Genomic DNA, 9,541 nt, shown 5'->3' on the forward strand with positions numbered 1-9,541 from the left:
GTCCCCCGCAGGGTGGTCACGTTCCGCGCGTCCACTGCTGGTTGGTGCCTCCGTTGCAGGTGTAGGTGATGATCGCGGCGGAGTCGGCGGTGGACGCGCCGGACACGTCCAGGCACTCGCCGGTCGCCCGGGACTTGATGGTCACGTACGAGCCCGTGGTGGTCACCGACCACTGCTGGCCGGTCGCGGAGGCGTCGCAGTTCTCCTGGGTGACGCTGCTGGCGTTCTCCTGTACGCACAGGGAGCTGTGACGTGCCATCAGCTGGTAGTAGCCGCTGCCGACTGACTTGAACCAGAACCTCTGGTTGGTGCCGCCGTTGCAGCCGTACTGCTTGGTCTGGGCGCCCTGCCACAGGGACTGGCTGGTCACGTCGGCGCACTTGCCGCTGTGCCGGGCGATCAGCGTGTTGTACGTGGCGCTGGTGCCGCCGATCGTCCCGGCGGCCGTGTCGACGGTGACCTCCGGGTACCAGGACATGGACATCGAGGTGGAGGTGGGGAAGGTCAGCGGCAGCCAGACGTACCGCGAGTCGTTGACCGTGCCGCCGAAGGAGTTGCCCCAGCGGTCGCCCATGTAGAGGTACGAGGTGCCCGAGGTCCCCTGGACCGGGAGGACGTACGCGGTCTGCGAGCCGTAGGCCGTGGCGTCGCCGACATCGGTCATGGCCGTCCAGGGCCCGGCGAGGCTGGTGGCGGTGGCGTACCGCTGCTGGTTGGGGCTCCAGCCGGTGGCGCCGGACGTCAGCATGAAGTAGACGCCGCCCCGCTTGAACAGCGCGGGGGCCTCACGGTGGCCGCCCGGCCAGGGGTTGGCGACCAGGCTCGCGATGCCGGTGTAGTCGGCGGTGAGCCTGTAGATGTGCAGGTCGTAGTTCTCGTTGGCGGCCGAGACCATGTAGCCGGTGCCGTCGGTGTCGACGAACGTGGTGAGGTCGCGGGACATGTACTGGCCGAGCGGGCGGAAGCTGCCCCGGTAGGTGTAGCTCCCGTCGACGGTGCCGGAGACGGCGACGGCGGCGCGGGCCTCGCTGTAGTCGGTGCCGTTCTCCTTGTGCATCCACATCACGAACGTGCCGGTGGCCGCGTTGTACATTACCTTGGGCCGCTCGATGTACGCCGTCTGGAGCTCGGAGGCGCTCGACCGGCTCAGGACGTGGCCGCGGAACTCCCAGTTCTTCAGGTCGGTGGAGCGGTAGGCGTCGACGGACTTGAAGGTGTTGTCGGAGTTGCGGTCCTCGCCGAACCAGTAGTAGTAGCCGCCGACCTTGATGACTCCGCCGCCGTGCGCGTGCAGGGCGGTGCCCGTCGTGTCCGTGAACTGGACGCCGTTGGTGACGGTCTGGGCGGCGGCCTGGGCGGAACCGGCGGTGGCGAGCGCGCCGGCGAGGGCCAGGCAGCAGGCGAGGAGGATCGCGTACGCACGTCTCATCTCACACGCCCCCCGCCGTCGCGGTGTCGGCGACCGGGACGCCGAAGTCCGGACTGCCGTCCGGCTTCCAGCCGAGCTTCTGGACCCGGGTGTGGCGGTTGGGGTCGTTCAGGGGATCGCCCGTGATCTCCTTGTACTGACGGGCGTGGTACACGAGCACGTCGGTGCGGCCGTCCTCGGCGACGGTGAAGCAGTTGTGGCCCGGGCCGTACTGCTTGGTGGTGTCGTTGCTGGTGAAGACGGGCGTCGGGGACTTGGACCAGCTCGCGGGGTCCATGAGGTCGCTGTCGGCGTCGGCGGTGAGCAGGCCGATGCAGTAGTGGTAGTCGGTGGCGCTCGCGGAGTAGGTCAGGAAGACGCGGCCGTTGCGCTGGAGCACGTAAGGGCCTTCGTTGACCTTGAAGCCGACGCACTCCCAGTCGTACTCGGGGGTCGACAAGCGAATCTGAGGCCCGGTCAGCGTCCAGGGGTTGGCCATCTCGGACAGCCAGACGGCGGTGTTGTTGTCCATGCCGGGCTCGTGCTGGGCCCAGGCGAGGTAGCGGGTGCCGCGGTGGGTGAAGGTGGTGGCGTCGAGCGAGAAGGTCTCCCAGGCCGTCTTGATCTGCCCCTTCTCCACCCAGGTGCCCTTGAACGGGTTCGGGTTGCTGTTCTCCAGCACCCAGATGCGTATCTTCCACACGTCCTCGGCGGGCGCGGAGGCGAAGTAGATGTACCACTTGCCGCCGATGCGGTGCAGCTCGGGCGCCCAGATGTGCGCGGCCATGTCGCCGGTGGGGTGGGCCCGCCAGATGACGGACTCGGCGGCCGTGGTGAGGCCGTTGATCGTGCGGGAGCGGCGCAGGACGATGCGGTCGTACTCCGGGACGGTGGCCGTGAAGTAGTAGAAGCCGTCGGTGTGGCGGTGGATGTGGGGGTCGGCGCGCTGCTTGACGAGCGGGTTCACGTACGGGGCTGCCTTCGTGCCGGTGGCGGGCGCGGCGGCCTCGGCCACGCCGATGGTCGCGGTCAAGGCGCCCGCGGCCAGGGCACCCTTCAACATCAGTCTGCGGCTCGGGGCATCGGGCAGGTCGGGGTCGCGGCTCATGCGAGACTCGCCTCTCCGGGTGGGGGGAAACGGGGAACGGGGATGCGGTGCAGTGCACTTACGATGTTCGAAATCTCGTACTGCATCTGCCATTCCGAACGTCGAAAAGGTAAAGGTGTGGTACCGGGAGGTCAACGGGTCCGGAGCGACAAGCCGGAAACCGCTTGCCGATTTTCTGTTATCGGCGGCCCCGTCCGCCCGTCCCCCTACCGTGCGCAGCCATACCCACAGAACAGCGGCGGCCGTCGGCGCCCTCGCGGCGGTCGCCTTCACGCTCTCCACTCCCCACTTTTTGAGCTCCGTTCGCCTGCGGGGCGCCTCAGCCGGTGCCGAGAACCCGATCGTGCTCAGCCCTTCGGGCCTCCGCCCGTTCGGTCTCTCCGCACCGACGCGCCCCTTCGGCTCACTCGCCCCGGCCTCCGCGGCCGGAATCCACGACGTCACCGCGGACGTGCTCGCCGGCCGGGACGTGACGCTCTCCGGTGACACGGTGGTGACCGTGCCGGCCAGGACGACCACCTACCGCGGGGTGTTCCGCGGCGAGGGCACGCTCACCGTGCGCGGCAGCGGAACCCTCATCCTCACCAGGGACAGCGACTTCACCCTGCCCACCTCCCGGCAACGGCAACGCGTCACGACCCAGGGCGGCAACCACCCGTACACCACGGTGACGAACCCCGACCCGCCCGCGGTCACGGTGGAGCGCGGTGCGACGCTGCAGTACGGCACGGGCGGCGGCAGCGGCCTGATCGGCCACTTCCCGTACAACACCCCTGGTTACCAGCTCAACCAGCTGAACATCCGGGTGGACGGCACTCTGCGCCTGTCCCTGACCCGTACCTTCAACCTCGGCACCATCAGCGGCTCGGGCCTGGTCACCCAGCCCCGGAACATGTGGGGCACCCTCGACCTGGCCGGGACACACCCCTTCTCCGGTGTCATCGACAACGGCACCGGCACGGCGGCCGGCCGCCCCGAGTTCCCCGTCGCGCTGCCGAACGCCCGGGCGATCCTCAACCAGGGCTCCTGGATCATCGACACCCCGCTGAACCAGACGATCACTTTGCGCCAGGACTTCTACCAGCGGGAGTACGGCAGCGATGTCAACGTCCACTCACGGCCGGGGAGCAAGGTGGTCCTCACCGGCCAGTACAGCTACAGCGACGAGGGCGGCGACATGAACCCCTCGCTCAGCGACCCCGGCCTCAACTGGCGATCGGTACCGCATCAACTGAACAAACGCGGCACCAACATCGAGGGCGCGAACGTCCAGTGGGGCGACGGCACCACGCACCGGATCTTCATGCCGGGCACCAAGGACACCGTCTACATCAACCTGCACGAGGCGAGCGGGCGGCGCTCGCTGCTCACCTTCGACTACAACGGCCCGGTGACGCTGGGCGCCCCCATCGGCGGCGGCCGGTACCACGACACGCTGGCCGCGCCGGGCGCCGGGGACGTCGTCATCGCGGGGACACGCGGCAACGACGTCACCTTCGCTGCCCGGCAGTACTACGACGGGTCGACGACCGTCGAGAAGGGGGCGGTGCTGCGGCTGGGCTCGGGGAAGCCGGGTGAGGACGGTTCGCTGATGACCGGCACCGCGCGGACGCGGATCGTGGACGACGGCACGCTGGTCGTCCGCAACACCTCGACGGCCGTGTCGCTGTCCCGGATCGGCGGCAGCGGCTCGCTCGTGCAGTCCGGAGCCGCGACGACCATGCTGACCGGAGCGGCGGTCACCTACACGGGCACGACGACCGTCACCAACGGCACCCTGGCGCTGCGGGGCGGCGCAACACTCGCCCACAGCAAGGCGATCCGGCTCACGACGGAGGGCGCGCGGCTCGACACGGGCCCGGCGGGCCTGCGGGTGGCGACCACGTTGACGGGCCGGGGCACAGTACGCGGGTCGGTGACGAACGACGGCACGGTGACGGGCGGGCTCACGGTGACGGGTGACTACACGCAGCACGCTGGTGGCCAACTGGTTCTTCGCGACGGCCGGTTGAAGGTGGCGGGCCGGGTCCGGCTGGCCGGTGAGCTCGATCTGTCGGACGCCGGATCACCCTCCGCCCGGCAGATCAGCGTCCTGGACCACCAAGGCCCCACGAAGACCGTCGGCACGTTCACGGACCTGCCGGAAGGGGCGAAGGTGAGGCTCGCCGACACCACCTACCGCATCAGCTATCGGGGCGGCGACGGCAACGACGTCGTCCTGACCGCCGTCGGCGCCACCCCCTCCGCCCAGGCGCTGACCGCCCCGTCGCCCGGCGCGCCGGACGACCCGCGGGCGGCGAACACCTCGGAGGGCGGCTCGCTGGCGTGGTGGCCGGGGTACGCGCTGGGCGTGGCGATGGTGGCGGGGCTGCTGGTCGCGGCGATCCTCCGTGAGCGCAGCCGCGGCGCCAGAGAGGGCGCACGAGAGGGCGGCGGACGTCAGGGCGGACGGCACGCGGCTCGATGACAGGGGGAGGGTGCCCTCGGGTACTGGTGGCCGTTCCACCAGTACCCACCGCATCTGTTCGAGCGCCCCGGTGAAGCCCGGCAGTGCTCCGGCGTGCCACCGCGCATGCCCGCCGCGGTGGCGGGTACGACCCCTCCCGTACGGGGGCGTCGCGGAAGCGCCCGAAGAGCGAGGGGTGTCGGAAGTGATTCGAAAGCTGCAGGCGGTCGCGCTGGACTGCGCCGATCCGGTACGGCTCGCGGAGTTCTACGCGGAACTGCTCGGTGGCCGGGTGGTCGCGGACTCCGAGGATGCCGGCTGGGTCGAGGTGCACGGGTTCGAGGGGACGCCGCTGGCCTGCCAGCGGGTGGACGGCTACCGACCGCCCGAATGGCCCGGCCAGGAGCGCCCGCAACAGCTCCACCTGGACTTCGACGTGGACGATCTCGACGGGGAGGAGAAGCGGGCGCTCGCCCTCGGTGCGACCGTGCTGGAGCGGACGGACCAGCTTCGCCCGGGGGCCAACTGGCGGATCTACGCGGACCCGGCCGGCCATCCGTTCTGCCTCTGCCTCCACTGAGTCCACCGGGCCCACTGTCCTGGCTCGGCGGCTACCGCCGCCACACCGACTGAGCCGGCCTGCTATTCGTTTGCCGCGGGTCGGCCCGGTCGGATACGAAGCCTTCATGCTGAAGGGCGACAAGGTCGGGCTGAGGGCCCGGCACGAGGACGACATACCGGTCCTGCGGACCGAACTCTACGACGACGTGGTCAACTCCTCGCGGGCCGAAGGCGGGCCGTGGCGGCCGATCACGCCCGGCTCGAAGGATCCGCGGCTCGTGGTGGACGACAAGGAGCAAAGGCTCGTCCCGTTCTCCGTGGTGGAGCTGGACGGCGGCACGCTGGTCGGCACCGCGACGCTGTGGGGCATCGACACCCACAACCGGTCCGCGCACATCGGCCTCGGACTGCTGCCGTCCTGCCGAGGCAAGGGCTACGGCACCGACGTGGTCGCGGTGCTGTGCCACTACGGTTTCGTCGTGCGCGGCCTGCACCGGCTGCAGATCGAGACGCTGTCGGACAACGCCGCGATGCTGCGCGCCGCCGAGCGCAACGGCTTCGTCCGCGAGGGCGTGCTGCGCTCCTCGGCCTGGGTGATGGGCGAGTTCCTGGACGAGGTGCTGCTCGGGCTCCTCGCCCAGGACTGGAAGCCGGACTCGACGGGCTAGGACCTCTTGGAAGCACCCCGAGCACACCACCCCCGAGCCGAAGGAGCGGCGGGCCAACCGCGAGCGCAGAGGCAGCGAAGCGCTCGAAAACCAGTGGAACAGCGCCGTTGTGCGCCATTACCGTGCTGCCGAGCCAAGTCGTCTGAGCAAGGACGTGCCGTTGTACACCCTGTGAGACCTCCCGAGCGCTGATCGGTCGCGCGTCGCGCATGTGCGCCGCGCTTCTTTTTGCTGCGGACTTCTCACTGAAACCGGTGTACTTCTGTGCTCACGAACTGGGTGGTCATGCCCACCTGCCTGCCGCTCGTACTCCGCCGCTGCCACGCGTGCGCGTCCGAGCGCTTCCAGGCGAACGGCAAATTCCGCGTCAACGCGAACCACAAGCTCCTCGACGCCTGGCTCCTCGTGCTCTGTACGACTTGCGGGGAAACCGCGAAGCTCACGGTCCTGGAGCGGATGAATGTGCGCTCCGTACGACCTGCGCTTCTGGACCGGCTGCATGACAACGACCCCGGCCTCGCGGCCGAGTTGCTCCAGGATCCGGTCGTGCGGCGCCGTAATCGCATCTCCCTGGACTGGGACAACGCCTGGCGCCTCGACACCGGCGGATCGGATCACCTGGACCGCGAGGTGATCGACGTCTCGGTCCGCTTCGCGGCGCGGATCCCTGTCCGGCCGGTGCGGCTGGTCGCTGAAGGTTGCGGTCTTCCGCGGGCCGAGGTCGAAAGACTGATCACGGAGGGGAGACTCGTTTCGGCAGTCCGGCTGAACGGCAAGCTCTCCGGCGACTTCACCTTCACGCTCAAGCGCTGAGCCCTCCTCGGGACCAGGGGCCTGTCCGGCAGGACCGCCGGACAGGCCCGGTGGTGCTTCTGGCGTCCCGGCTTTCGGGCCGAGCCGCCGGAGGGTCAGGAAAGCCTGGACGGCAGCGAGGCCTCCCGGCGTCCGCGCAGCCACACGTACACCGGGATGCCCGCGAAGAGGAACAGCACGCCCTGGTAGACGGCCGCGTAGCCCGCGCCCGCTACCAGCCAGAAGGAGAAGGCGAAGGACAGGGCCGCGACGATCAGGTCGCGGACCAGGCCTGCCGGGCGGACCCGGTCGCGGGTGCCCTGCGCCAGCCAGTACAACTGGGCCGCCGCGGACAGCAGGTACGGGACGCACCCGGTGAACGTGGTGACCAGGACGAGGACGCGGAAGGTGGTGTCCGGGCCCGCCGTGTAGTTCAGGGCGATCAGCAGTGTGCCGAGGACCGCGCAGGCCCACACCCCGAATCCGGGCACCCCGCCCTTGCCGACGCGGGCGAACGGCGCCGGGAAGAGCCCGTCGCGGGCTGCGGCGTACGGCATCTGCGCGGCCAGCAGGATCCAGCCGTTGAGGCAGCCGGTGATCGAGGCGACGGCGACCAGCGCGATGGCGGTGCCGCCCCAGTGGCCGCCGGTGATCGCGTCCACGGCGTCCGCGAACGGCGCCCCGGACTTGGACAGCTTGTCGTGCGGGACCAGGCCGAACACGGCGACCGTGCCGAGGAGGTAGACGAGGGCGGAGCCGAGGGTGCCGAGGACACCGGCCCGGCCCACCGTGCGCTCGGGGTCGCGGACCTCGCCGGCGCTCATCGCGGCGGACTCGACGCCGAGGAAGCTGTAGAGGAGGAGCGCGGCGGAGGAGGCGACCGCGCCGGTCACGCTCTGCCCGGAGGCGTTGAACGGGCCGAAGTTGTCGGCGCGCAGGAAGAACAGGCCGACGGTGGCGACGACGAGCAGCGGCACGAACTTCAGGACCGTGGAGACCACCTGCACCGCGCCGACCCAGCGGGTGCCCGCGAAGTTGGCGGCGGCCGGCAGCCAGAGCGCGGCCAGGGCGACGACGGCCTCGAGGGTGTGGTTGCCGTGCAGGGGTATGAGCACGTCGGCATAGCCGACGACCGCGACGGCGAGCGCGGCGATGCTGACCCAGCACATCGTCCAGTACGACCAGGCCGACAGGAAGCCCGCGAAGTCGCCGAACGCGTCACGCGGGTAGACGTACAGGCCGCCGGTGACGGGACTGCGCCGGGCGAGCCTGCCGAAGAGGAGGGCGAGGAGCACCGCGGCGACGGACAGCACGACGAAGGCGAGCAGGCTCACGGTGCCGTACGGGGCGACGGCGGCGGGCAGGGCGAAGATGCCCCCGCCGATGATGTTGCCCATCACCAGGGCGGTGGCGGCGGCGAGTCCGAAGGTGCGGCGGCGGCCCGGCGCGGCGGGGGCGCGCTCCGGCTCGGTCGCCTCGGTGGTGCTGGTGGCAGTCATGACGCTTTCGGGTGACGGGGGATGGCCGTGCGAGGGTGCACGGAGGGGGGCGGGAAGGGCTGGATCGTAACCCGGCATTCCACATGCTGGGCGATCTGTTCACGTCCTGGACATACAAGGCCGTCGGTCGCCCTCCCGGCCACCGGTGCGAAAACTTCGCTGAGTACCCCGGACCGGCTTGCACATGCCTGCCTCACGGGCCTTTTTTCGGCGAGCTGAGATGTTTCCGCGACGCTTTGTCCGCCGCAGGACAACTGGGTTAACCTGCGACGGATTTTCTCATCGGGCAGATCCGTGAACTGCGGAAATGCGGGGCGATGGGCGAGGCCCGGCGCGGTTCCGAGTCCTCGGCGTGAGGACTCTTGGGGAGCGGAACGAGGTGCGCATGACCAGCAAAGCGACCGAGGTTGTGGATCGGGGCCCGGGTGAGCAGGAGCTGCGGCAGCTTCTGGCCGGACTGACCGCCGTACGGGACGGCGACTTCGGCACACGGCTGCCGTCCGACGGGGAGGGTCTGCTCGGCGACATCGCCACCGTCTTCAACGGCATGGTGGACCAGTTGTCCGTGTTCACCTCGGAAGTGACGCGCGTGGCGCGCGAGGTGGGAACCGAGGGCACGCTGGGCGGTCAGGCGGAGGTGCCGGGGGTCTCGGGCACCTGGGCCGACCTGACCGACTCGGTCAACGCCATGGCGGGCAACCTCACCACGCAGGTCCGTGACATCGCCCAGGTGGCGACCGCCGTGGCCAAGGGCGATCTGTCGCAGAAGGTCGACGTGCCGGCGCGCGGCGAGATCCTGCAGCTCAAGGAGACCGTCAACACGATGGTCGACCAGCTGTCGTCGTTCGCCGACGAGGTCACCCGCGTCGCCCGCGAGGTCGGCAGCGAGGGCCGGCTCGGCGGCCAGGCCCAGGTGCCCGGCGTCGCCGGTGTGTGGCGTGACCTGACCGACTCCGTCAACTTCATGGCGGGCAACCTCACCGCGCAGGTCCGCAACATCGCCCAGGTGACGACCGCGGTCGCCCAGGGCGACCTCTCCCAGAAGATCACCGTCGACGC

General features: G+C 70.1%; 8 protein-coding genes. 5 read left to right on the forward strand and 3 right to left on the reverse strand.

Going from position 1 to position 9,541, the window contains the following annotated elements:
• Positions 1-16 precede the first annotated feature (16 nt).
• A complete protein-coding gene (locus ACIRC0_RS06075) occupies positions 17-1,429 on the reverse strand; it encodes an RICIN domain-containing protein (RefSeq protein ID WP_403611831.1) in 1,413 nt (470 codons plus the stop codon).
• A 1-nt stretch (position 1,430) separates the two neighbouring features.
• A complete protein-coding gene (locus tag ACIRC0_RS06080) occupies positions 1,431-2,516 on the reverse strand; it encodes a family 43 glycosylhydrolase (protein WP_403611834.1) in 1,086 nt (361 codons plus the stop codon).
• A 430-nt stretch (positions 2,517-2,946) separates the two neighbouring features.
• On the opposite strand from ACIRC0_RS06080, the gene ACIRC0_RS06085 reads away from it, so the two are divergent.
• The 4 genes from ACIRC0_RS06085 to ACIRC0_RS06100 all read left to right on the forward strand — a co-directional run bounded on the left by ACIRC0_RS06085 (position 2,947) and on the right by ACIRC0_RS06100 (position 7,004).
• Positions 2,947-4,983, forward strand: a complete 2,037-nt coding sequence (locus ACIRC0_RS06085; protein ID WP_403612743.1) for an autotransporter — start codon at positions 2,947-2,949, stop codon at positions 4,981-4,983.
• Positions 4,984-5,167: 184 nt separating this feature from the next.
• Positions 5,168-5,542: a VOC family protein gene (locus ACIRC0_RS06090; protein WP_403611837.1), complete on the forward strand. Its 375-nt coding sequence runs from the start codon at positions 5,168-5,170 to the stop codon at positions 5,540-5,542.
• A gap of 106 nt (positions 5,543-5,648) precedes the next feature.
• Positions 5,649-6,191, forward strand: coding sequence for a GNAT family N-acetyltransferase (locus tag ACIRC0_RS06095; protein WP_403611840.1), 543 nt, complete (start codon positions 5,649-5,651; stop codon positions 6,189-6,191).
• 264 nt (positions 6,192-6,455) lie between these two features.
• Complete coding sequence (locus ACIRC0_RS06100) at positions 6,456-7,004, forward strand: DUF1062 domain-containing protein (protein ID WP_403611843.1); 549 nt, start codon at positions 6,456-6,458, stop codon at positions 7,002-7,004.
• A gap of 95 nt (positions 7,005-7,099) precedes the next feature.
• On the opposite strand, the gene ACIRC0_RS06105 is transcribed toward ACIRC0_RS06100, so the two are convergent.
• On the reverse strand, positions 7,100-8,482 hold the full coding sequence (locus ACIRC0_RS06105; RefSeq protein WP_403611846.1) for an amino acid permease: 1,383 nt from the start codon (positions 8,480-8,482) through the stop codon (positions 7,100-7,102).
• Positions 8,483-8,867: 385 nt separating this feature from the next.
• Between ACIRC0_RS06105 and ACIRC0_RS06110 the strand changes: the two genes are divergently transcribed.
• A partial coding sequence (locus ACIRC0_RS06110) for a HAMP domain-containing protein (RefSeq protein ID WP_403611849.1) occupies positions 8,868-9,541 on the forward strand: 674 nt, incomplete at its 3' end.

This window comes from Streptomyces sp. NPDC093984 (genome assembly GCF_044764595.1).
GTDB lineage: Bacteria > Actinomycetota > Actinomycetes > Streptomycetales > Streptomycetaceae > Streptomyces > Streptomyces cynarae.

Excerpts from the sequence above, each read along its gene's own strand:
- ACIRC0_RS06105 (WP_403611846.1), bottom strand. The coding sequence starts at position 8,482 with ATGACTGCCACCAGCACCACCGAGGCGACCGAGCCGGAGCGCGCCCCC.
- ACIRC0_RS06075 (WP_403611831.1), bottom strand. The coding sequence starts at position 1,429 with ATGAGACGTGCGTACGCGATCCTCCTCGCCTGCTGCCTGGCCCTCGCC.
- ACIRC0_RS06095 (WP_403611840.1), top strand. The coding sequence starts at position 5,649 with ATGCTGAAGGGCGACAAGGTCGGGCTGAGGGCCCGGCACGAGGACGAC.
- ACIRC0_RS06080 (WP_403611834.1), bottom strand. The coding sequence starts at position 2,516 with ATGAGCCGCGACCCCGACCTGCCCGATGCCCCGAGCCGCAGACTGATG.